Raw genomic sequence first — 21,729 nt, forward strand, 5'->3', positions numbered from 1 at the left:
TTCTCATGGAAACCTCGACCTTGGAAGCAATGAGGACCGCCCTGCGCGGGCCGGTCACCGGGCCCCAGGACCCCGACTACGACCAGGCCCGCAAGATCTACAACGCGATGATCGACAAGCGTCCGGCCGCCATCGCCCGCTGTGTCGACGCCGGGGACGTCATGGCCGCCATACGCCTCGTCCGCGAGCAGGGGCGGGAACTGGCCGTCCGTGGAGGGGGGCACAGCGGCCCCGGTCTGTGTCTGGTGGACGGCGGTGTCACCATCGACCTGTCCCCGATGCGGTCGGTGCGGGTCGACCCCGCCGCCAGGACCGCACAGGTCGGCGGTGGGGCCCAGCTCGGCGACCTCGATCACGCCACCCACGCCTTCGGACTCGCGACGCCCTCGGGCATCATCTCCATGACCGGCGTCGGGGGCCTGACGCTGGGCGGCGGCCATGGCTACCTCACGCGCAAGTACGGCCTGGCGGTGGACAATCTGCTCGCGGCGGACGTCGTGCTGGCCGACGGCAGCTTCGTCACCGCGAACGAGACCGAGCACCCGGACCTCTTCTGGGCCCTGCGCGGAGGCGGCGGCAACTTCGGGGTCGTGACCTCGTTCACCTATCGCCTCCACCCGGTGGACACGATCGGGTTCGGGGTGACCGTATGGCCGGTCGACCGTGCCCGCGAGGTGCTGACCTGGTACCGCGACTTCCTTCCGCAGGCACCGGAGGACGTCTACGGCTTCTTCGCCCTCTTCACCATTCCGCCCGCGCCGCCCTTCCCGGAGGAGATCCACCACCAGAAGGTGTGCGGCGTCGTGTGGTGTCACACCGGTGACCTCGGCGGCTTCGAGGAGGACCTCACGGCGGTGCAGCAGCCGGGGCCTCCTGCCTTCCACTTCACGTCACCGATGCCGTATCCCGTGCTGCAAACCGCCTTCGACGAACTGATCCCCACCGGGTACCAGTGGTACTGGCGCGGCGACTTCTTCGACAGCATTCCGGATCCCGCCGTCGACGTGCATGCCGAGTACGGTGAGAACCTTCCCACTCCGCTGTCGCTGATGCACCTGTACCCGGTGGACGGTGCCGCCCACCGAGTGGGCCCCGACGACACCGCCTGGGGTTACCGGGACGCCGTCTGGTCCGGCGTCTTCGCCGGTGTCGATCCCGACCCTGCCCAGGCCGGGACCATCAGGCGGTGGTGTGTCGACTACTGGGAGGAGATGCACCCGTACTCCATGGGCGGCTCCTATGTGAACTTCCTCGGCGAGGACGAGGACCCGGGGCGCGTCCGGGCCACGTACCGCGACCACTACGACCGTCTCGCGCAGGTCAAGCGGACGTACGACCCGGACAACGTCTTCCACGCCAACCAGAACATCAGGCCGGCTTGACAGGCGGGCGCCGGGTGACCTGTCGTCGCCGGTGACCGCGGGCGCCCACGACCGGAAACGCTCGTCGCGCACCGCGACAGCTAGGATCCGGGCCATGGCCCTGACGGTGAAGGACGTGGACCGGTTCGAAGCCTCCAGGCCTCGCCTGGAGGCCATCGCCTACCGCCTCCTCGGCTCCGCGAGCGAGGCCGAGGACGCCGTGCAGGAGACGTTCCTGCGCTGGCAGGCCGCCGACGTCGACCGCATCGGGGTCCCCGAGGCCTGGCTGACGAAGGTTCTCACCAACCTGTGCCTCAACCAGCTCACCTCGGCCCGCGCCCGGCGCGAGACCTATGTCGGCCAATGGCTCCCCGAGCCGCTGCTCGCCGGGGACCCGATGCTCGGCCCGGCCGACACCGCCGAACAGCGCGAGTCGGTCTCGTACGCGGTCCTCGCCCTGCTGGAGCGCCTCTCCCCGGCCGAGCGGGCGGTGTACGTGCTGCGGGAGGCCTTCGACTACCCGCACCGGGAGATCGCCGAGGTCCTCGACATCACCGAGGCCGCCAGTCAGCAGATCCTCCACCGTGCCAAGAAGCACATCGCGGCCGGAAAGCCCCGCGTCGAGATCGACGAGGCCGCCGCCCGGCGGGTCGTCGAGGAGTTCCTCGCGGCCGCCACCACCGGCCGGACCGAGCCGCTCGTGCGGCTGCTCACCCAGGACGCCGTCTCCATCGGCGACGGCGGCGGGAAGGTCCCGGCCCGCGCCAAGGCGTTCGAGGGCGCCCTCGCGGTCGCGAAGTTCATGCGGGGCCTGTTCAAACCCGGCAAGGCCAAGCGCGACCTGGTGGGCGGCTCGGCCGAGGTCTACGCCACGACCGCCAATGGTGACCCCGCCGTCGTGGCGGTCGTCGACGGCCGGGTCGTCGGCGTCATGTGCCTGGAGGTCACCGCCGAGGGCATCGCCGCGTTCCGCAACCAGGTCAACCCCGACAAGCTCGAACGCGCGACCCGGCGGTGGGCGGCCACCGACCACGGCGAACCGCTGCTCATCGCCTTCTGACCGCGATGTGAGCTGCTTCACATCGCGTTCCTGTCAGGGATCGGCGGGCTGCCCTGTTCAAGGGGCGACCCCGCTCAAGACAGGAGTACGGACATGCAGCACCGCATCGTCGTCCTCGGAGCCGGATACACCGGAGCCGTCGCCGCCGGACGCCTCGCCAAGCGGCTGCGCCGCGAAGACGCCGCCATCACCCTCGTGAACGCCGAGCCCGACTTCGTCGAGCGCGTCCGGATGCACCAGCTGGCGACCGGCCAGGACCTCAGGCCCAGGCCCCTGGACGGGATGTTCGCGGGCAGCGGCGTCCAGCTGCGGCTCGGGCAGGTCACCGGCGTCGACGTCGACCGCGGAGCCGTCGCCGTCATCGACGCGAACGGCACGGAGGAGCTGGAGTACGACACCCTGGTGTACGCCCTCGGCAGCGGCTGGAACAGCCAGGGCGTCCCCGGCACCACCGAGCACGCCCACGAGATCGCCAGTCGCCCCGGAGCGCTGCGGCTGCGCGACCGCCTGGCCGGCCTGGACGCGGGACAGCCCGTGGTGGTGGTCGGCGGCGGGCTCACCGGCCTGGAGGCCGCGACGGAGATCGCCGAGGCCCGCCCGGACCTCGATGTCGCCCTCGCCGCCCGCGGCGGCCTCGGCGACTGGCTCTCGCCGAAGGGCCGCCGCCATCTCCGGCGGGTCTTCGGCAAGCTCGGCATCACCGTGCACGAGCACACCGCCGTCACCGCGGTCGAGGCCGACCGCGTCAGCACCGCCGACGGCAGGACGGTCCCCGCCGCGGTCACCGTGTGGACCACCGGCTTCGCCGTCCACTCGATCGCGAAGGCCACCACCCTGAAGGTCACCGACACGGGCCAGATCGTGGTCGACGGGACGATGCGCTCGCTCTCGCACCCGGACGTGTACGCCATCGGCGACGCGGCCATGGTGAGGGGCCCCGGCGACAAACCGCTGCGGATGTCGTGCGCCTCGGGCACCCCCACCGCGTGGCAGGGCGCCGACGCCATCGCGGCGCGCCTGACCGGCGGCAGGCTCCCGAACGCGCCGCTCCGCTACTTCAACCAGTGCATCTCGCTGGGCCGCAAGGAGGGCCTGATCCAGTACGTCACCGCCGACGACCGAGCAGTCGGCGCGGCCCTGACCGGCCGACTCGCCGCCGTCTACAAGGAACTGGTCTGCAAGGGCGCGGCCTGGGGCGTCGCCAACCCGACCCTCGGGATGCCGACCCGGCGCCGCCGCGTCGTACGGGAACCGGCCCGGGCGGGCGCGACAGCGGCCTGACCGCGCAGGCGCATCCCCGCCCCGGGCCTCACTGGTCCGAGTAGCCGATGTCCCCGATGGTCCAGGCGCTCACGTCCTTCAGCGCGACGCGGTACATGCCGCCCGTGTCGGGGATGCCGAAGCTTCCCTGGAGGATCCGGGCGACGTGGAAGTGCAGGTGTGTGGGATCGTCACCGCGCTCCGGCTGGTGATCGCCGCCGCCCTGGGGCGTGGCGAACGCGGCGGCGAACTGCCCCAGGTGCTCGGAGTCCCGCAGGACCTCGGCCACCCGTTCCTTCCACAGGGCTTCCGGGGCCAGCCGTCCTGTGATGACGGCTCCCGGGACCACCACGGTCAGCGACATCCGGCTGCTGCGCTGCGACTCCACCATCGCGGCGATCGCGACGAGGAGGTCGTCAGGGTGCTTCATGCCTCAGGAGCCTAGCCCGTCGACGGGTGTCGGTGTGCGGCAGGGACCAACGCGTCACCAGCCCGGCGCACCTTCGTCGACTCGCGTGTTCCTGGCCGGTGTGGCCGCAGGCGCCTCGTGGCAGGCGAAGCCGAGTCGGGTCAGCGCACGGCGCATCTCACCCGAGGTGAAGTCGCGGCGGTCCTGCCTGGTGATCACTTCCCCGACCTGCATCACGGGGTAGACGCGGCGGCCGATGGTCACGGCGACGCCGGTGACGGGTTCGGGCGTGATGCCGCTCATCGACTGCTCGACCTCGCTCTTGATCAGGTCGAAGGGGAAATGGGCGATGACACAGCGCATGGATGCCTCCACAGGGTTGGGGGAGAAACACCGGAGGGGCCGACCGCGCACGGCGGTCAGTACGTGTGGGCGGTCAGTCCGTCCAGACCGAGGACGCCCAGGGCGTAGCCGTGCTCGTCGATCACGGGGGACGCGTCCAGGGTCCGGACCCGCATGGCGGCTTCCGCCTCGCTGAGCACGGCCACGGACGAGGTGAACGGTCCGCGGTCGAGCGGGATGTCCCGCAGCCGTGTCCGGTCGCTGTACCACGCGCCGCCGCGGTGTGCGGAGAGCTGGGCCCGGGTGACCAGTCCCGCGCACCGCCCGTCCGCGTCCTGGAGGAGCAGGTGCGGGACGCGGGCACCGATGAGCACGGACAGGGCCACGTCGACGGTCATGTGGTCGTCCACCTGGGGCCCGGGAGCGTGCATGGCGTCACCGGCGGTCAGACCGGTGCCGTCGGCGCTCCGGGCCTGCCGTGTGCGCGGCGGAATCGGCGTCAAGGGCTTCTCCTCTTCGTCGGGGCGGGCAGGCCGAGCGACGGCTCGTCCGACCGCTGGGAGCGCGTCCCGGGGCCTGGCTTACGGGTTGTTCCTCGGGGTGGAGCGGCGGGTTCGCGCGGTGGTACGTCCGCCTGCGCCACGGGGGGCTCCCCGTCCGCTCCCGCCACGGCCGGTGCCGCGCCCCCTCCGGCCACCACCGGCGGATCCCGTGCGCTCGCTCTGCTCGGCGACCGGCGAGGTGAGGGTGACGGGTACGCCGGAGGGCGTCTGGGCGCCGGTGATGCGTTGCAGTTCGGACTCGCCCGGGCGGATCCGGACGGATCGCGGCGTGATGCCGGCGTCGGCCATCAGGCGGTCCATCGCGCGACGCTGGTGCGGCAGGACGAGGGTGACGACGGTGCCGGACTCGCCGGCGCGGGCGGTACGGCCGCCGCGGTGCAGGTAGTCCTTGTGATCGCCGGGAGGGTCGACGTTCACGACGAGGTCGAGGTCGTCGACGTGGATCCCGCGGGCGGCGACGTTGGTGGCCACCAGGACCGTGACGTGGCCGTCCTTGAAGTGGGCGAGGGTCCGGTTGCGCTGCGGCTGGGACTTGCCGCCGTGCAGGGCCGAGGCACGCACACCGACGGACAGCAGGTGCTTGGCCAGCCGGTCGACCGCGTGCTTGGTGTCCAGGAACATGATCACTCGCCCGTCGCGGGCGGCGATCTCGGTCGCGGTGGCGTGCTTGTCGGCGTCGTGCACGTGCAGCAGATGGTGCTCCATGGTGCTGACGGCACCCGCGGACGGGTCGACCGAGTGGACCACGGGGTCGTGGAGGTAGCGGCGTACCAGGAGGTCGATGTTGCGGTCCAGGGTGGCCGAGAACAGCAGCCGCTGGCCGCCGGGCCCGACTTGGTCGAGCAGCGCGGTCACCTGGGGCATGAAGCCCATGTCGGCCATCTGGTCGGCTTCGTCCAGGACGGTGACGGCGACCTGGTCCAGTCGGCAGTCGCCCCGTTCGATGAGGTCCTTGAGGCGGCCGGGGGTCGCGATGACGACCTCGGCTCCGCCGCGCAGCGCACTCGCCTGGCGGCCGATGGACATGCCACCCACCACGGTGGTGAGCCGCAGCCGCAGGGCGCGGGCGTAGGGGGCGAGCGCGTCGGTGACCTGCTGGGCCAGTTCCCGGGTGGGTACGAGGACGAGAGCGAGGGGCTGTCGGGGCTGGGCCCGTTGCCCGTTCAGCCGGGCCAGCACGGGCAGGCCGAAGGCGAGCGTCTTGCCCGAGCCCGTGCGCCCCCGGCCCAGCACGTCCCGTCCGGCCAGCGCGTTCGGCAGCGTGGCCGCCTGGATCGGGAAGGGCACGGTGACGCCCTCGGCGTCGAGCGCGGCGAGCAGATGGTCGGGCATGTCCAGTTCGGCGAACGTGCCGACCGCCGGCAGCGGCTCCGTGAGGGTGACCGGCAGGGTGAACTCCTGTGGGCGCGCCGTGGAGCGTGCTCCGGGGCCGCTCCGGCGCCCGGTGGCCGGGCGAGGGCTGTGTGCACGGAAGCGGCCGGAGCTGCCGCCGGTACGACGGGTGCGGTTCATGGAGGAACCTTCCTCGATGCGGCGTATCGAGGAATTCCGTCCAGCGGCGGGAGGCCGCATGAGGATTCACAAGAATGAGCCGAAGAAAAGAAGAAAATGCGAAAAGGCCCGCACCCCTAGAGTGCGGGCCTTTGTCGAACGGTTCGCGTCAGCGCGTCAGCGTCAGGCGGGAACGATGTTCTCGGCCTGCGGGCCCTTCTGGCCCTGCGTGACGTCGAAGGTAACCTTCTGGCCTTCCTGAAGCTCGCGGAAGCCGCTGGTGGCGATGTTCGAGTAGTGGGCGAACACGTCAGCGCCGCCGCCGTCCTGCTCGATGAAGCCGAAGCCCTTTTCCGCGTTGAACCACTTCACGGTGCCAGATGCCATATTGAATCTCCCTTTGGGGCAGTGCCGGACTCCGCACTTTACGGATTCCGAGTCGCCGCTGTGATCACCCCTCCGGAAAGATCCGGAAAGCTCTGCAAAGAATCAAATCTCCGGCAACCAAAACTGCAACTGCTATCACGTTAACACAGGGACGGGCGGAAGGGCTCATGCGTTTCCGGGGTCGCCTTCAGGGTCGTCCGGAATTCTCACCCCGCCGCGACGGGTAATTCTGTATCCGCGGGTCTAGGTATCCGCGCCGGTATCGACACCGTCCTCGTCCAGCTTCCGGCGCATTTCCCGGTTCAGGCGGAGGGCGTCGTCGAGCTGGTCCTCGAGGGAGATGATGCGGCACGCGGCCTCGATGGGGGTGCCCTGGTCGACGAGTTCACGGGCGCGGGCGGCCATGCGCAACTGGCGGCGGGAGTACCGGCGGTGGCCGCCCTCCGAACGCAGGGGGGTGATCAGGTCGGCTTCGCCGATGGCGCGGAGGAAGGCGGGGGTGGTGCCGAGGACGTCGGCGGCCCGCCCCATGGTGTAGGCGGGGTAGTCGTCGTCGTCGAGGTTCCCGGCGACAGGGGTGTTCTCAGCGGGCATAGCACCTTCGTTTCGGGGACGCGGCGAGGGGCCCGGGCGTACGCGGCGCCTGTGCTCCGAAAGATCCAGCACCGTCTGCCTCGTACGACAACCCTAACTCCGGCAGGCCGGAATATGTTGCCCCGCCGTGACAGACTTCCCGCTGCCGGGACAGGCGGGCTGCGAACGGTCACCGCACGGACGCCGACGAACGGCCGGGCCCCCACGACCGCGAAGAACGTCACATCGGCCAGGACGAGCACCACACCGATGGCCGACAGATGGCCCGCGCGTCCGCCGCCGCACACGTGGCCATGGCCGGTTCGTCCGTGGGCCGCGCCGCTCCCGGACATCGGCCGCGCGGATCGCGCCCGCTCCGCGCCGGACGGCGTGTCCGGCGGTACGACGAGCAGTGAGAAGAGGTCCTGACCGCCTCGGGTGACCAGGACGGTGTCGTCGGGCCTGGCTGGACCGATGTGACCGTGGCTGTGCCGCGCTGACGGTGCATGTGGGGCAGTCGCGCCGCAGAGGGATGCGTGCTGTCCTGGAACCAGCCACAGGAGTACACCCCGATGCGTCACAGCCGGACTTCCACCTTCGTACCCGCCCGGTCTCCCGCGCCGACCGGAGCGGGCGGGGGCTTGCTGTCGACTCGGGACCTCGCCGCCGCCTGGTTCCTGATCGTCCTGATCACGGTGCCCGCCTGGGTGCTGACGCTCGGGCAGGCCCGGGACATGGGCGTCGAACCCGGCACGATGGGGATGGCGCTGCCGCTGTTCCTGTTGATGTGGGTGACGATGATGGCGGCCATGATGCTGCCGTCCATGGCGCCGGTGGCCATCACGTGGGCGCGCGGGATCGGTCGGCAGTCCTCCGGCTGGACGCGGACCGTGCGCACGGTCGAGTTCGTGGGCGGGTATCTGCTGGTGTGGATCGCCTTCGGCCTGCTCGTCTACGCGGCCCTGGCCCTCACCGGCGGCCTGGTGCACGACCATCCGACCGCCGGACGCTGGATCGGCGCGGCGGCCTTCCTGCTCGCGGGCCTGCATCAGCTCGGCCCGTTCAAGAACGTCTGTCTGCGGCACTGCCGCGACCCCATGAGCCACCTGGTGCGCTACGCCGGGTTCCGGCGGTCGGCCCGCGATCTTCGGGTGGGTGTCCATCACGGCGCCTACTGCGTCGGCTGCTGCGCGGGACTGATGGTCGTCCTGATCCCGCTCGGTGTGATGAACGTGGCGGCGATGGCCGGGCTTGCCGTGGTGATCTTCGTGGAGAAGCTGTGGTCCCGTGGTCCGCTGCTCGCCCGGGGCGTGGGGGTGGCGTTTCTCGTGCTCGCCGTGCTGGCACCGTTCCAGGACTGGTTGCTGCCGGGGCTGCAGGCGTCGATGCCGACGATGGGCGGTATGTGACTCACCACGGAGTGAGAGCAGGGCGCCCACGGGGTCTAGTCAGGACCGCTCCAGTCGAACGGGAAGTGTTTGCTCGACTTCCCCGAGCGTTCCCAGGAGAAGCCGAACGCGTCGGCACGGTCGGCAGTGGCCCGTCCCCAGGTGGCGACCTGGCCCGGTCCGACCTCGGCGCCCGGGGCGTTGTGGACCTGGACGCGTGCGCCGTCCGGCGTCGTCGGGCCGGTCAGTGCCTCGGCGGTGGCCGTGACCCGGCCGGGAATCTCGGCCCGCCAGGTGGCGAGATCCTCGTCGATCTCGACGTGGACGGGGGCGAAGTCCATGCCGCGCATCTCGGGGCGGAACATCTCCCCGAACTGCGCCGGCCACCCGCCCGCCTCACCGCCGAAGATGGCCCCGAGCGCGCCCCGCTGCTGCTCGTCGGCTCGTTCGTCGAGGAAGAGCGCGGCGTACGCATCGGTGTGCGTGCCGGCCCAGGGGTTGCCGACGAAGGAGCCGAGCATCAGGACGTTGAGATCGTCGAGCCGCACGTCGCCGAAGCTGCCTTCCCGGATGTGCCAGACGAGCACGCCTTCGCAGTCGCCGTAGGTCGGGGGCTGGGCGAACGTACAGGGGCACGGTATGGCGCACTTGCACACGTCGAACCAGTCACCGACCAGGTGCCAGCGTGTACCGGTGCTGACTTGGTCTGTCATCTCGATTCCCTCCTCCTGCCGAGCCCGGGGGAGCTGACTCCGAGTGGCGAGACCGCCGCGTGTCCCGAGCGCGCGCCCGGGATGACCGGGCGGCCTCCCTTCCAGCTTGCACCCGATGTCCCGCGATGAGATGGCTCACGGAAAAAGTGCGGCCTGCGCAGGCAACTGTCCCTGTACGTGCCCTCTATTCGTACGCTGCGGAAACTGTTCCGGCGGGGGTGCGCGAAACCGACTGTGGCCTTGATCATGCAGGTCATACGATCGCCGGGGCGTCGCACGGCGTGAGCACTCCGCCAGCGCGATGCCCCTCGCACCTTCCGCCACCCGACCAGGTCGAGGACGCCGAGGGGCAAGCCCGGCAAGACCGACAACACCACCGAGCAGGGTGGCACTTCCCCCACTCCGGCGAACGGATCCGGCGGCAGCGGCACCGGCAGCGGCAGCGGCTCGCTCGCCGAGACCGGTTCGAGCGACGTTCTGCCGAAGGCCGCCCTGGCGGGCGGCGCGGCGCTCGTGCTCGGCGTCGGCGCGGTGGTCGTCGCCCGTCGCCGCAGAGTCGCGCTCGGCGGCTGACGGTCGTCCGAGGCGACGGCATCCCGACCGGACACGGGCCGGGCGGCGGGGGTGGGCTTCTGCCTCGGCGGTCGATTTCGTGATCGCTGCCACCGCGGCCCGGCCGTTGTCCACGACGACGCCGTGGCACGCTGACCTGCGGCGTGACCATTGGTCACCAACCGTCGCACTCCATCACTGTCCGGTTCACTGGGCGACCCGCAGGTGTGGGCGAAGCGGCCCCGGGTGTTATTGAATGAGGTGTGCGGTCAGGGGTCTCGGGGCCCCGTCGCACGGGCTCTGGTACGGCCCCGGCGCTGAGCCGGGGTTGGCGAGCGAGCTGAGAGAGCCGCATGGACGCCACACCCTCCCCCTCGTCTTCGTCGCCGTTCGACATGGTCAGCAGCGCCTTGGGGCAGTACATCCCGCGCGGCGGAGCGGCAGCGGCGGCCGGTCGTGCCGACTCTCAGGGCGAGCGCACCATCCCCCGATACGTGCCCGCCAACCCGGCACCCGGCCGTCAGGAGCAGATCCTCGGCGCGGTCAACCTCGACTGGGATCTGAGAATCACCCGCTGCAATCTGGACGCCCCCGTTTTCGCGGGAGTGGACGCCGTGACCGGGAGCCCTTTCGTCGATCTTCTGCCTCCCGGGGACGTACCGACGGTCACACGGCGGCTGCGGCAGGTCCTGGAGACCGGTGAGCCGCACGTCGCCCGGGTGCAGCGCCTGCGGCGCAGCGACGGGTCGGAGCTGGTGGTCTCGATGAGCATCCTGGCCGCCGCGGCGCCTCAGGAGGGCCTGACCGTCTCCCTGATCGCCATGGCCAGGAGGCTGCACCTGTACGCCGCCGAGACCGCGATCGGCACCTCGCTGGACATCGGCGAGACCGCGCAGTCGCTGGCGGAGTCTCTGCTGGCCTGGGGAGACGTGGCCGCCGTCGACCTCGACTTCGCCGTGTGGACGGGCGAGGCGGTCACCGACCGGCCGCAGGGGCGCGTCCGGCTGCGGCGGGCGGCCCTGGTGCCGGACCGGGCGTGGCCCGACGGCTACGTGACTCCGGGCGACGATCTTCCCAGCGAGGCGAGTCGCCTGCTGGCGCAAGCGGTACGGCGTGACGACGCCGCGCAGGCCATCGTCATACCCGACCGGAAGGCGATCGAGCGGGTACTCGGCAGTCCGCGGCTGGTGCGTGCCCTGGTGCCCGGTGACCGGGCGGCGGGTGTGGCGTGCATACCGCTGGTGCTCGACGGCGCGCCGCCCGTCGTTCTCGGCGTGGCGGAGGTCTGGCGGCGGGCGGACCGCCCCTTCGACGACAACGAGTTGTTCGACCTGCAGGAGCTGGTGGCCAGGACCTCTCATCACGTCGACCTGGCCCGTCAGCACCAGCGCGAGCACACGCAGGTGCTGGCGTTGCAGCGCCGGCTGCTGCCACGGGCCGGCGGCGACACCGTCGAGACTGCCAGCGTCTGCCAGCCCGCCACCCCCGACAGCGCGGGCGTCGGCGGCGACTGGGTGAACAGTTTTCCGCTGTCGGACGGCCGTACCGCGCTGGTGGTCGGTGACGTCGTCGGGCACGGCCTGGGAGCCGCGGCCACCATGGGGCAGCTGAGCATGGAGGCCCGCGCGCTGCTGTCCGCGGGGCTGGCGCCCGACGAGGTGCTGGAGCACCTGGACGAGACCGTGACGCTGCTGGACGACGCGGAGTCCGGGCTGGCGGCCGGCTACAGCGCCCTCGGGTCGACCTGCTGCATCGCCGTGTACGACCCGGTCAGCCAGCACGTGGCGCTGTCCAGCGCCGGCCATCTCCCCCCGGTCCTGGTGCCCCCGGACGGGCCCGCCGGGCCGCTCGCAGTCCGCCCTCACCCCGGCCTGGGCGCCGAGTTCGCGCTGCGGGAGCCGTTCGAGGTGCACGCGTTCGCCACGCCGCCGGGCTCGCTGCTCGCCCTCTACACCGACGGCCTGGTGGAGGATCCCGCCCTGTCGATCGACGAGGGCATCGGCAGGCTGGCGGACACCGTGTCCACGGTGCACCCCTGGGATGCCCTGGAGGAGGCCGCGCGGCGCGTGGTCGCCGCGCTGGCGCCTGTGCGCCGGCGCGACGACGTGACCCTGCTGCTCGCGCGCATGATCGGCTACCGCAAGGGGGACACCGCGACCTGGCGTCTGCCCGCCCGCGACGACGCGGCCGCCCGGGCCCGCACGTTGGTCTCCGCGCTGCTGGGGCAGTGGCGCACCAGAGATGACACCCGGGACAGCGTGGTGCAGGTGGTCAGCGAGCTGGTCGCCAACGCGGTCCGCTTCGCCGGCGGACCCATCACGGTACGGCTGATCAGGGCCGGTCACGGGCTGCTGTGCGAGGTGGGCGACACCGGCAACGGCAGGCCGCGGCTGGGCCGCAACGGGCTCCTCGACGACGGGGGTCGTGGCCTGCACGTGGTGCACAGCCTCACCACCCGGTGGGGGGTGCGGTGGACGGACACCGGCAAAGTGGTCTGGGCGGCCGTCGCGAGGTAACGCGGCTGCGGGTGGGGCGGGTGCGCGCGCTCGCCCGGCGGCGCCACCCGCGCCCCACGCGCGGTGCGGGCGGTACGGGCGGCGCCACCGCTGGTACGGGCGGCCGTCCGCTGGTACGGGTGGCGCAAGCTCGCCCTACAGCCACTCCCCTTCCAGGGCGGTGGCCGTGAGGCCGGGGGCCGCCGCGTACAGGACGGCACGATCGCCCGGTTCCTGCCGCTTGGCGTCGTGCGCCCTGCGCAGGATGTCGAACACGGCGGCGCCTCCGCGGTTGCCGCTGGTGTAGCTGTCCCGGCTGTAGTCCAGCAGCCCCGTCGGCCACCCGTCGGGCATCGTCTGCTCCATGTACTCCAGCACCCGGGTCCCGCCCGGGTGCGCGAGCAGAACGTCGGGATGCCAGGAGTCGGGGTGGTCCTGGTAACGGACGCGCAACCACTCCCACATCGCGGTGACCGTCTCCTGTACGGCGCGCGGCCCGCGCCGGTCCATCACGAAGTGGGTGCCGTCCGCCCGTGTCTCCAGGCGGTGCAGGTCCTGGGTGCCGGGCAGCGTGTGGTGCCAGGCGGCGTCCAGCCGCAGTATCGACTCGGGCCGCGGGCGGCCCGTGACCACCGCGGCGACCGCGGTGTCCGCGAACAGCAAGCGGACGATCAAGGACTCCAGAGTGTCGTCCGCGGGCTGGTAGGTCGTGCTCAGCGCTTCCGCGATCACGACCAGGACCACCCGGTCGGGGTCCGCGGCCACGAGGTCCGCCGCCAGCGCCAGGGAACGGGTCCCGGCGATGCAGGCCCACTGCGTGGCCGGCAGCAGCATCACGTCGCCCCGGAGCGGGAGCTTGTTGGCCAGGGCGACGTCCAGCCCCGGCAGCGCCGGGGTGGTGGAGTGACTGGTGATCAGGCAGTCCACGTCCGCGGCGTCCAGCCCGGCGATCTGCAGGGCCCCGCGCGCCGCATGCTCCCCGTAGGCCTGCACGGCCGCCCAGGCCGGCGCGGTGCGCTCCTGGACGGTCTGCGGCGCGGGTATCGCCTCAAGGGCGGCGATGACCCGGTCCACGTCCTGCTCGGTGAACCCGTCGCGGGCCAGCGCCTCCCGGGCCGACCCGCTGCCGACAGCCCGCAGGCCGCTCCCGTTGCCAGGGGCGACGGCGGTCTCCAGCGGCAGCATCCACCCGCGGGCTTCTATGCCCGTACTGGCCGCGATGCCGTCGATCCGCGGCGCCCACACCGCGTGCGGGTGCCGACCGCGCACTTCCGCCACGATCTGGCTGGTCTCCACGGTGTGCTTGCCATGTATCACGGCAGGAGGGCACAGGTAAGCGGCCACAATTGGCACCTTTCTACGGGGAACAAAGGGGAGGGGAACATCACGAATGCTGTGACATGGGTCACTTCAGCACTTCGCGTCCAAATCGATACCAATACGCCCCACTTAGGGCGTCGGCATCCGTTTCGAGCATGGAGGCCAAATGGACATTTCCGCTGTGACCTGAGCAACTTGGGCGGTTTGCAATGTGTGTGACACGGCGCACGCTGCGGCCCAAGGCGCTCCGGCGCGGTGCCGCGGACCTACCGTGTCGGGACCAGGAGTCCGTGGGTGCACGGCGGCAGCTCACGGATCCGGCTGTCGCCTCTCCGAGGACGAGAAGCCGTACGGGCGCGGCGGGCTGTGTGGGGCGGCCTTACCAGGCGCGCGGTTGGGGACCTGACGGCGTGTTGCGTCCCGTCCCGGAAACCTTCGCGACGATCGCGGACACGGACGACTGGCTCGCCGAGAAGCAGACTGGGATCCGCCGGGGAGAGCGGCGCACTTCCACCGCTCCCTGTTCGACAACCGCGGTCAGGACCTGACCGGTCATCTGAACCAGGCTGCCCGACCGGCCCCGATGGTCGGCCACACGCACGGCCCGGCCGAACGGATCACATCCCGCACGAGATCAGGAGTTTCCACATGACGTACTCGGCAGCGGACCGCGCCCCTCGGCCGCAGGAGGAGATCGGCTTCGTCGGGCTCGGCGTCATGGGCCGGCCCATGGCGCTCAACCTGGCCAGGTCCGGCACCAGGCTCGTCGTCTGGAACAGGACCGCCGAGCGCACCGAGCCGCTGCGTGCCGCCGGCGCCGCCGTGGCGGCGGACGTCGAGGAGGTGTTCGCGCGCGCCCGCATCGTGGTCGTCATGCTCGTCGACGAGGAGGCGACGGACACGGTCCTGGGGCGCGGCACGCCCGGTTTCGCGCAGCTGGTCTCCGGCCACGTCGTCGTGTCGATGGGCTCGACCTCGCCCGAGTACGCGCGCGGGCTCGCGGCGGACATCCTCGCCGCGGGCGGCCGCTTCGTCGAAGCCCCGGTGTCCGGCTCGAAGAAGCCCGCCGAAGCGGGCGAACTGGTGTCGCTGCTGGGCGGCGATCCGGACACCGTCGCGGAAGTCCGCCCGCTGCTCGCCCCGATGTGCCGTCAGACGGTGTTCTGCGGTCCGCCCGGCACGGGGATGCTGATGAAGCTGGCGGTCAACCTGTACCTGGACACGATGCTCGTCGGCCTGGCCGAAGCCGTGCACTTCGCCGACCGCAACGGCCTCGACCTCGACACCTTCCGCGCCGCCATCGACTCCGGCCCGATGGCCTGCGACGTCACCCGCGTGAAGATCCCCAAGCTCATCGCCCGGGACTTCTCGGTCCAGGCAGCCACCTCCGACGGCTACGCCAACACCCGGCTCATCGCGGACGCCGCCCGCGCGGCGGGCTGCGCCACACCCCTGCTCGACCTCAGCAGCGGCCTCTACGGCGAAACCGTGGGGCTCGGCAACGGCCGCCTCGACATGGTGTCGGTCATCCAGGCCATCGAGGCCCGCACCGACACGCTCTCCCGCTCCGCCACAGCCGTCACCGCGTCAGGGCGTCAGGGCGTCATGCCGGAGGCTCCCTCGCCGTCCAGCGGGGCCTCGAAGTCGGAGGGACGTAGCGGCCGGGCTCGACGACATGGTCCGTGCCGAGCGTGCGACACCGGTGGGCAGAGTGCGTGCTCGGACGAGCACGGGGTCGGGTCGGGCTCGGTCGGACGTCCGGTCGGGGAACGCCTTCGTGTGCACAGAGCTTGGGTGCCCGCTTGACGCTGCGAGGCCGGCGGTCACGCTGGCGCAGCCCGCCGCGCGGGCGGCGTCCGGTGTGGGTCACCGTCGTGGCGTCCGTCGAGGGCGTCATCGCCATGTGCCGCGCCAAGCGCAGCATGCAGCCGCTGGACCAGCAGGTCGGGCAGCCTGTCCAGCCCCGGGGAGGGCTCGACGGCCGCCTCGTCCGGGGCGTCCGGCTGCCGCAGCAGCCCGGACAAGCCCGTACACCGTCTGCCGTTGAGTGCGTGTTGAAGAAGCGGTGATCCCGCGGGAGGTGATCCGACCGCACCCTGGATCGCGGCGCAGGGCTGCCGGTCCGGGCGGGGTTCGAGGATCAACCTTGGCCAGGTGAGGGCACGTCGATCCCGCGTGCGCGCAAGGAGTCGGCCACCTTCATCAGCAGCCTGAGCAACTCGCCTCGTTCCTCGGGCGTGAAGTCGTCGAACAATGCCGCTGCCGCCGCATGCGAGGGTCAGAGCTCCTGTTCCACCACCTGCCTGCCCGCCTGGGTGAGCTCCACCGGCTTGATCCGGCGGTCGTGCGGATGGCCGACACGACGGACCAGGCCCTCCTTCTCAAGACCGTCCACCAGGACGGTCATCGCCCCGGCCGGGGCGATCCCCGCAGTGTCCGCGCCTTCCACGCGCAGCAGCAAGGACAAGGACGTGCCTGCTCGGCGTCGCGCTGTGTCGTCAGGCGTCGAACTCGTGGTCGCGGGTCTCCGGCAGTGCCAGCAGGCACAGGAGGCTCAGCAGGCAGAGTCCGCCGGTGTAGAAGCCGAGGACGAGCGGTGAGTCCCAGTGGCTGTTCAGCCAGGTGGCGGCCAGCGGGGCGAAGCCGCCACCCAGGGTGTTGGCGAGGATGAAGGCCGCGGAGGCGCCGGTGTAGCGCAGCCGCGCCGGGAAGAGTTCGGGGAGGAAGGCCGCCACCGGGGAGAACATCAGCGCGAGCAGCGCGAGTCCGACCGTGTAGGCGCCGGTGATCAACCAGGGGTCGCGGGAACTCAGCGAGGCGTACATGGGCACCGCCCACAGCACGCAGCCCACCGCTCCGGTCAGCATCACCGGGCGCCGGCCGATCCGGTCGGCCAGCCCGGCGGCCGGGAGGGTGACGGCGATTCCGGCCGCCGCGCCGACGCTCGCGGCGGTCAGCATCGTGTTCTGGGGGATGCCGAGCGACTTCGGCCCGTACGAGAGGCTGTAGACGATCGTCAGGTAGTAGACGGCCGAGCCGCCCAGCGCGGCGCCGATGCCGAGCAGCAGTCGGCCGGGGTGCCGGGTGACAAGCGTGCCGAGCGGGAAGCGGGACGTCGGCGCGGGTGTCTTCGCCTGCGTCCGCGCCTCCGGCTGGGCCTGCGCCGACGCCTCGGTCGGCGGCGTGAACACCGGTGACTCGGAGACCGCCGTACGCACCCAGAGGCCGACCACGACGAGCACGGTGCTGAGCAGGAACGGGATCCGCCAGGCCCAGTCGGTGAAGCCGTCCCGGCCCGCGATGTTCAGCGTGGGCAGGATGACCGCGCTGGACAGCAGGAAGCCGAGCGAGGGGCCGACGTTCGGGATGGACGCGTACAGCGCGCGGCGTCCGGGCGGCGCGTGCTCCGCGGCGAGCAGCACCGCCCCGCCCCACTCGCCGCCCATGCTCACGCCCTGCAGCAGACGGAGCGTCACCAGCAGGACGGGGGCGAGGAGTCCGGCGGTCTCGTAGGTGGGGAGCAGTCCTACGCCGACCGTTGCCACGCCCATCAGCAAGAGGGAGGCGACCAGGGCACGGCGGCGGCCGAGGCGGTCACCGATCGTGCCGAACAGCGCGACACCCAGAGGGCGGGCGAGGAAGGCCGCTGCGAACGTGAGGAACGCGGCCAGGGAGGAGACGGTCGCGTTGCCGGAGGGGAAGAAGGCGGGTCCGAGGACGAGTGCGCTGGCGGTGCCGTACACCGCGAAGTCGTAGTACTCGATCGTCGTGCCGACCAGGCTCGCGGCGGCGACCCGCGACGCCTTGGTCCCGTCGGTCGCGGGGGCCGGCTGTGGGGACGTAACGATCATGGGCGTGGCCTGGGACGGCAATTCGGGCATGGGGAATCCATTCCGATACGCCCGGCCCGTGTGGTCCGGGTTCTGGTGGGGAGCGCGAAGCACCCTAAGCCCGGGAATTCAATTTCGACAAGGAATTCGACAGGGAAGCCGTGCCGTTCGAAAAGCCGGACGGCGGAGTCTTCTATTTACACGCGTTACCAGCGACGAAACACCTGATGCGGCCATGAGTTCGGACAGATCAATCCAATGCATACCCTCCAGGGCTGTCAATCCTCGCCACCTGTCAACTCGCTGTCATTATTTATGCACTACTCGACATGAATATTCATCCTTCGCTACACCTTGCCAACGGCTGATCACACACGGAATGCTGAGATCCGAAGGAAGTTGAAACTTCTACGACCATCGAATTTCGGACACCGGGCATTGGAAGGATCCACGGAGGGGGAAGAAGTATTACCCATGCTGAAAAACGGCAAGCTATTTCGCTTGAGAAGACTTTCGCTGGCCGGAGACGGCCGGCATCTCCTCGTACCGCTCGACCACAGCGTTTCGGACGGACCGATCGTCCCCGCCGACAAGTGGGACGACCTGTTGCGCGCGCTGGTGGACGGCGGGGCCGACGGGATCATCGTCCACAAGGGACGTGCCCGCGCCTTCGCCCCGGACATCCTCAAGAGCTGCGCCCTGGTGGTGCACCTGAGCGCCAGCACCGCCCACTCCGCCGACGTGCACGCCAAGGTGCTGGTCGCCGACGTCGAGGAGGCGCTGCGGCTCGGTGCGGACGCGGTGAGCGTCCACGTCAACATCGGCTCGGACACCGAGGCCCAGCAGCTGGCCGATCTCGGGGCGGTGGCACGTTCCTGCGACGCGTGGGGCATGCCGCTGATCGCGATGGTCTACCCCCGCGGCCCGCGGATCGCGGACCCGCACGCCCCGGCCCTTCTCGCGCATCTGGCCAACGTGGCCGCGGACCTGGGCGCGGACATGGTGAAGACCTCCGTCGCCCTGCCGCTGGAGCGGATGGCCGAGGTGGTGGCGGACAGCCCCATCCCGATCCTCGCGGCCGGCGGTCCGCCGGACGGCTCCGACCTCGTCGCGTACGGCACCGCGGTGATGGGCGCCGGCTGCCAGGGGCTGGCCATCGGCCGCCGGATCTTCTCGGCGCCCTCCCCCTGTGCGCTGGTGTCCCGGCTCGCCGCCGTCGTGCACGGCCGGTCCCAGGACGCGGGCAGCGCCACGGACATGAGCACGAACTCCCCCACCGACTACTCGACGATCGTGGCAGGTGTCGCATGAGGTTCGCTTGGATCGATCTCCGTGAAGTACCCACACAGCAGGTCCAAGCCGTCGTGGACGCGGCCGTGCACGCCAGGATGACCGGCGTGGTTTCCGCCGACGCGGAGCTGCTCGGATCCCTGCCACCGACGGTCACGCGGGTGCTGGCGCCCGGGAGCCCGACCGTCAAGAAGGCCACCGCCGACAAGGAAGCGCGGGACAAAGCAGCCAAGGACACCGCGAAGCAGGCCACACCGCCCACCGGATGGGACGTCCTCCTGCGGACGTTCACCACCCAGGACGAGCTGGACGCCCTCGCCGCGGACAACCGCGCCGCCGGCCCGGGCACTCCCGGCACCGGAACGCCCGTCGCCGGCTTCGTCGACGTACGCGACGACCGCACCCTGCAGCTGTCGTGCGCGGGCGCCATGGCGCTGCCGTACACCGTCATCCACTTCGCCGACCCGACCAAGATCCCGCTGGAGATCGTGCTCGCCGCGGCGGAGTCGGCCGAGGGCAAGCTGGTGACCGTCGTCGACGGCCTGGAGGAGGCGGCGATCGTCTTCGACGTGCTGGAGCGGGGCTCGGACGGCATCCTGTTCACACCCCGCAGCGCCGACGAGGTGTTCGCCCTGGCCCGGCTGCTTCAGGCCACCACACCCCAACTGGAGCTGTCCACGCTGACCGTGGAGAGCATCCGGCACGTCGGGCTCGGCGACCGGGTCTGTGTGGACACCTGCTCGCACTTCGAGGAGGACGAGGGCATCCTCGTCGGCTCCTACTCCTCCGGGTTCGTGCTGTGCTGCAGCGAGACCCACCCGCTGCCGTACATGCCGACCAGGCCGTTCCGGGTCAACGCGGGCGCCCTGCACTCGTACACGCTCGGCCCCGACAACCGCACCAACTACCTCAGCGAGGTCGGCTCCGGCACCGCCCTGCTGGCGGTCGGCGCCGACGGGCGCACCCGGCGGGTGGTGGTCGGCCGCGCCAAGCTGGAGTCCCGGCCGCTGCTGGAGATCCGCACCCACGCCGAGGACGGACGGCTGGTCAGCCTCACCGTGCAGGACGACTGGCACGTACGGGTGCTCGGCCCCGGCGGCAAGGTCCTCAACGTCACCGAACTGCAGACGGGCGACGAACTGCTCGGCTACCTGGCCACGGACAAGCGCCATGTCGGCCTCCCCATCGGCGAGTTCTGCAAGGAGGTCTGAGCTTCATGGGCGAACTCGCCGCGAACGTCGCGCCGGACCACCACGACGACGGCATGCGGTCCCTCGTCCGCAGTCTCCTCGACGCGCACGACGAGGAACTCCCCTACCTGTCCCACCGCCAGGAGACGCTCACCCGGTCTCAGTTGCGGGACCGCGTCGCCAAACAGGCCGCGGTCCTCGCCGGACACGGCATCGGGGCGGGCAGCACCGTAGGCCTGCGGACACCGCCCAGCTTCACCCAGGTCGAGGTGCTGCTCGCGCTGTGGGGGCTCGGCGCCCAGGTGCTGCTCTTCGACTTCCGGCTCAAACCGGCCGAGGTCAGCGCGCTCTGCGCCTGCTGCCGACCGCAGTTCATGGTCAGCGCGGGCACCAACGTCCGGGCGACGTTCGGTTTCCGGTCCGAGTACGAGGTCGTCACCGAGCGCCTCGGCGGCGGTCGCCCGGCCGGCACCGGCCACCGGCTGGTCCAGTTCAGCTCGGGCTCCACCGGACGGCCGAAGGTGATCGGCAGAACCGCACGGTCACTCGCCGCCGAGGTGGACCGGTTCACCCACATCGCGGGCATGCCCGGCGCGGGGGACCGGCTGCTGCTGCTCAGCTCGACGGCGCACAGCTTCGGACTGATCGCCGGGCTGCTGCACTCGCTCGCGGCCGGGGTCTGCGTGGTCTTCGCCCCCCGGATCTCCGCCCGCGACATCCTCGGGACCGCGGTGGAGCACCGGATCACCGCCTTGTTCGGGGTGCCCATGCACTACGAACTGCTCGCCGCCGCCTCCGATCCCCCCGCGCTGCCCGACCTGAGGGTCGCGGTGTCGGGCGGTGAGCTGATGCCCCCGCAGGTCGCGGCGCGGTTCGCGGAACGCTACGGGCTCACGGTCGGCGAGTCCTACGGCACCACGGAGACCGGCGTGGTCGCCATGGACTCCCACGGCACGCTGCGGCCGGCGGTCGGCCGGGCCGCACCGGGCGTCGTGGTACGGGAACACCTGGGCGAACTGGATGTCGCCCTCGACGAGTCGCCGTACCTCTTCGGCTCCGGCGGCACCCAGTACGCGGACGGCTGGCTGCACACCAGGGACCGCGCCACGGTGGACGCCTCCGGGACGGTGCTGGTGCACGGCCGCGCGGACTCCCTCGTCGTGATCGGCGGCCTCAAGGTGGACCTCCTGGAGGTCGAGAACGTGCTCCGCGAGCATCCGGCGGTGCAGCAGGCGGTCCTGGTCCACGAGGGCGTGACCGAGGCGTACGTCGCGGTGGCCGACGGGGCCGAGCGGCCGTCCGAGGCGGAACTGCTGCGCTGGTGCCGCGAGCGACTGGCCGACTACAAGCTGCCGCGGGTGATCCGCGTGCTGGAGTCCCTGCCCCGCACGTCCAACGGGAAGCTGCTGCGCCAGGCGACGGTACTGCAGGCGGCCTTGCCGGGCAGCGGCGGGTAGCGGCGGGCAGCCGCGGGTTTCCTGCCCTCTGCTCCCTTTCCGACCCTC

The 21,729-nt window shown here is 71.3% G+C and carries 20 protein-coding genes; 10 read left to right on the top strand and 10 right to left on the bottom strand.

Features of this window, described 5'->3' with window-relative positions; genetic code table 11:
* The first annotated feature begins 5 nt into the window (after window positions 1-5).
* From KWI83_RS11045 to KWI83_RS11055, 3 genes are all read left to right on the top strand, one after another.
* A complete protein-coding gene (locus tag KWI83_RS11045; RefSeq protein WP_218514126.1) occupies window positions 6-1,382 on the top strand; it encodes an FAD-binding oxidoreductase in 1,377 nt (458 codons plus the stop codon).
* Window positions 1,383-1,476: 94 nt separating this feature from the next.
* Window positions 1,477-2,421 carry an RNA polymerase sigma-70 factor gene (locus KWI83_RS11050; protein WP_218514127.1) on the top strand — a complete coding sequence of 315 codons (945 nt, stop codon included), beginning with the start codon at window positions 1,477-1,479 and terminating at the stop codon, window positions 2,419-2,421.
* A gap of 93 nt (window positions 2,422-2,514) precedes the next feature.
* Window positions 2,515-3,702: an NAD(P)/FAD-dependent oxidoreductase gene (locus tag KWI83_RS11055; protein WP_218514128.1), complete on the top strand. Its 1,188-nt coding sequence runs from the start codon at window positions 2,515-2,517 to the stop codon at window positions 3,700-3,702.
* A gap of 28 nt (window positions 3,703-3,730) precedes the next feature.
* Here KWI83_RS11055 and KWI83_RS11060 read toward each other — a convergent pair whose 3' ends face one another.
* The 6 genes from KWI83_RS11060 to KWI83_RS11085 form a co-directional block, all read right to left on the bottom strand.
* Entirely contained in the window at window positions 3,731-4,111 is a 381-nt protein-coding gene (locus KWI83_RS11060) for a hypothetical protein (RefSeq protein ID WP_218514129.1), read from the bottom strand.
* Between the two features lie 54 nt (window positions 4,112-4,165).
* Window positions 4,166-4,453, bottom strand: coding sequence for an SCO5918 family protein (locus KWI83_RS11065; RefSeq protein WP_218514130.1), 288 nt, complete (start codon window positions 4,451-4,453; stop codon window positions 4,166-4,168).
* Between the two features lie 56 nt (window positions 4,454-4,509).
* Window positions 4,510-4,935 carry a CBS domain-containing protein gene (locus KWI83_RS11070; RefSeq protein ID WP_218514131.1) on the bottom strand — a complete coding sequence of 142 codons (426 nt, stop codon included), beginning with the start codon at window positions 4,933-4,935 and terminating at the stop codon, window positions 4,510-4,512.
* A 78-nt stretch (window positions 4,936-5,013) separates the two neighbouring features.
* Window positions 5,014-6,507, bottom strand: a complete 1,494-nt coding sequence (locus KWI83_RS11075; RefSeq protein WP_218514132.1) for a DEAD/DEAH box helicase — start codon at window positions 6,505-6,507, stop codon at window positions 5,014-5,016.
* A 162-nt stretch (window positions 6,508-6,669) separates the two neighbouring features.
* Window positions 6,670-6,873, bottom strand: a complete 204-nt coding sequence (locus tag KWI83_RS11080) for a cold-shock protein (RefSeq protein ID WP_007383480.1) — start codon at window positions 6,871-6,873, stop codon at window positions 6,670-6,672.
* A gap of 243 nt (window positions 6,874-7,116) precedes the next feature.
* On the bottom strand, window positions 7,117-7,467 hold the full coding sequence (locus KWI83_RS11085) for a MerR family transcriptional regulator (protein WP_218514133.1): 351 nt from the start codon (window positions 7,465-7,467) through the stop codon (window positions 7,117-7,119).
* A 551-nt stretch (window positions 7,468-8,018) separates the two neighbouring features.
* Here KWI83_RS11085 and KWI83_RS11090 point away from each other — a divergent pair.
* On the top strand, window positions 8,019-8,855 hold the full coding sequence (locus tag KWI83_RS11090; protein ID WP_218514134.1) for a DUF2182 domain-containing protein: 837 nt from the start codon (window positions 8,019-8,021) through the stop codon (window positions 8,853-8,855).
* Window positions 8,856-8,890: 35 nt separating this feature from the next.
* On the opposite strand, the gene KWI83_RS11095 is transcribed toward KWI83_RS11090, so the two are convergent.
* Window positions 8,891-9,547, bottom strand: coding sequence for a DUF1326 domain-containing protein (locus KWI83_RS11095; protein ID WP_218514135.1), 657 nt, complete (start codon window positions 9,545-9,547; stop codon window positions 8,891-8,893).
* 905 nt (window positions 9,548-10,452) lie between these two features.
* Between KWI83_RS11095 and KWI83_RS11100 the strand changes: the two genes are divergently transcribed.
* Window positions 10,453-12,615, top strand: a complete 2,163-nt coding sequence (locus KWI83_RS11100; protein ID WP_218514136.1) for a SpoIIE family protein phosphatase — start codon at window positions 10,453-10,455, stop codon at window positions 12,613-12,615.
* A gap of 135 nt (window positions 12,616-12,750) precedes the next feature.
* Here KWI83_RS11100 and KWI83_RS11105 read toward each other — a convergent pair whose 3' ends face one another.
* Entirely contained in the window at window positions 12,751-13,938 is a 1,188-nt protein-coding gene (locus KWI83_RS11105; RefSeq protein WP_218514137.1) for a type III polyketide synthase, read from the bottom strand.
* Window positions 13,939-14,562: 624 nt separating this feature from the next.
* Here KWI83_RS11105 and KWI83_RS11110 point away from each other — a divergent pair.
* Together KWI83_RS11110 and KWI83_RS11115 are read left to right on the top strand one after the other, a co-directional pair.
* Entirely contained in the window at window positions 14,563-15,720 is a 1,158-nt protein-coding gene (locus tag KWI83_RS11110) for an NAD(P)-dependent oxidoreductase (RefSeq protein WP_218514138.1), read from the top strand.
* Window positions 15,717-15,983, top strand: coding sequence for a hypothetical protein (locus KWI83_RS11115; RefSeq protein WP_218514139.1), 267 nt, complete (start codon window positions 15,717-15,719; stop codon window positions 15,981-15,983). The genes KWI83_RS11110 and KWI83_RS11115 overlap by 4 nt, the downstream gene beginning before the upstream one ends.
* 209 nt (window positions 15,984-16,192) lie before the next feature.
* Here KWI83_RS11115 and KWI83_RS38340 read toward each other — a convergent pair whose 3' ends face one another.
* Both KWI83_RS38340 and KWI83_RS11125 read right to left on the bottom strand, forming a co-directional pair.
* The gene (locus KWI83_RS38340; protein WP_256362062.1) at window positions 16,193-16,381 is read right to left on the bottom strand and encodes a MarR family winged helix-turn-helix transcriptional regulator; all 189 of its coding nucleotides are present in this window, start codon (window positions 16,379-16,381) and stop codon (window positions 16,193-16,195) included.
* Between the two features lie 31 nt (window positions 16,382-16,412).
* Window positions 16,413-17,795: an MFS transporter gene (locus tag KWI83_RS11125; RefSeq protein WP_218514140.1), complete on the bottom strand. Its 1,383-nt coding sequence runs from the start codon at window positions 17,793-17,795 to the stop codon at window positions 16,413-16,415.
* Window positions 17,796-18,218: 423 nt separating this feature from the next.
* Between KWI83_RS11125 and KWI83_RS11130 the strand changes: the two genes are divergently transcribed.
* The 3 genes from KWI83_RS11130 to KWI83_RS11140 are packed head-to-tail and all read left to right on the top strand — an operon-like array spanning window position 18,219 to window position 21,681.
* Complete coding sequence (locus KWI83_RS11130; protein WP_218514141.1) at window positions 18,219-19,055, top strand: 2-amino-3,7-dideoxy-D-threo-hept-6-ulosonate synthase; 837 nt, start codon at window positions 18,219-18,221, stop codon at window positions 19,053-19,055.
* The gene (locus tag KWI83_RS11135; protein ID WP_218514142.1) at window positions 19,052-20,245 is read left to right on the top strand and encodes a 3-dehydroquinate synthase II family protein; all 1,194 of its coding nucleotides are present in this window, start codon (window positions 19,052-19,054) and stop codon (window positions 20,243-20,245) included. Before KWI83_RS11130 ends, KWI83_RS11135 begins: the two co-directional genes overlap by 4 nt.
* 5 nt (window positions 20,246-20,250) lie before the next feature.
* Window positions 20,251-21,681, top strand: a complete 1,431-nt coding sequence (locus tag KWI83_RS11140; RefSeq protein ID WP_218514143.1) for a class I adenylate-forming enzyme family protein — start codon at window positions 20,251-20,253, stop codon at window positions 21,679-21,681.
* Window positions 21,682-21,729: the final 48 nt, after the last annotated feature.

This window comes from Streptomyces sp. TRM70350 (assembly GCF_019219825.1).
GTDB lineage: Bacteria > Actinomycetota > Actinomycetes > Streptomycetales > Streptomycetaceae > Streptomyces.

Bases quoted from the DNA above. Each gene is read 5' to 3' on its own strand.
- KWI83_RS11045 (WP_218514126.1), top strand. From the start codon at position 6: ATGGAAACCTCGACCTTGGAAGCAATGAGGACCGCCCTGCGCGGGCCG.
- KWI83_RS11050 (WP_218514127.1), top strand. From the start codon at position 1,477: ATGGCCCTGACGGTGAAGGACGTGGACCGGTTCGAAGCCTCCAGGCCT.
- KWI83_RS11055 (WP_218514128.1), top strand. From the start codon at position 2,515: ATGCAGCACCGCATCGTCGTCCTCGGAGCCGGATACACCGGAGCCGTC.
- KWI83_RS11060 (WP_218514129.1), bottom strand. From the start codon at position 4,111: ATGAAGCACCCTGACGACCTCCTCGTCGCGATCGCCGCGATGGTGGAG.
- KWI83_RS11065 (WP_218514130.1), bottom strand. From the start codon at position 4,453: ATGCGCTGTGTCATCGCCCATTTCCCCTTCGACCTGATCAAGAGCGAG.
- KWI83_RS11075 (WP_218514132.1), bottom strand. From the start codon at position 6,507: ATGAACCGCACCCGTCGTACCGGCGGCAGCTCCGGCCGCTTCCGTGCA.
- KWI83_RS11080 (WP_007383480.1), bottom strand. From the start codon at position 6,873: ATGGCATCTGGCACCGTGAAGTGGTTCAACGCGGAAAAGGGCTTCGGC.
- KWI83_RS11085 (WP_218514133.1), bottom strand. From the start codon at position 7,467: ATGCCCGCTGAGAACACCCCTGTCGCCGGGAACCTCGACGACGACGAC.
- KWI83_RS11090 (WP_218514134.1), top strand. From the start codon at position 8,019: ATGCGTCACAGCCGGACTTCCACCTTCGTACCCGCCCGGTCTCCCGCG.
- KWI83_RS11095 (WP_218514135.1), bottom strand. From the start codon at position 9,547: ATGACAGACCAAGTCAGCACCGGTACACGCTGGCACCTGGTCGGTGAC.
- KWI83_RS11100 (WP_218514136.1), top strand. From the start codon at position 10,453: ATGGACGCCACACCCTCCCCCTCGTCTTCGTCGCCGTTCGACATGGTC.
- KWI83_RS11110 (WP_218514138.1), top strand. From the start codon at position 14,563: ATGACGTACTCGGCAGCGGACCGCGCCCCTCGGCCGCAGGAGGAGATC.
- KWI83_RS11125 (WP_218514140.1), bottom strand. From the start codon at position 17,795: ATGCCCGAATTGCCGTCCCAGGCCACGCCCATGATCGTTACGTCCCCA.
- KWI83_RS11130 (WP_218514141.1), top strand. From the start codon at position 18,219: ATGCTGAAAAACGGCAAGCTATTTCGCTTGAGAAGACTTTCGCTGGCC.
- KWI83_RS11135 (WP_218514142.1), top strand. From the start codon at position 19,052: ATGAGGTTCGCTTGGATCGATCTCCGTGAAGTACCCACACAGCAGGTC.
- KWI83_RS11140 (WP_218514143.1), top strand. From the start codon at position 20,251: ATGGGCGAACTCGCCGCGAACGTCGCGCCGGACCACCACGACGACGGC.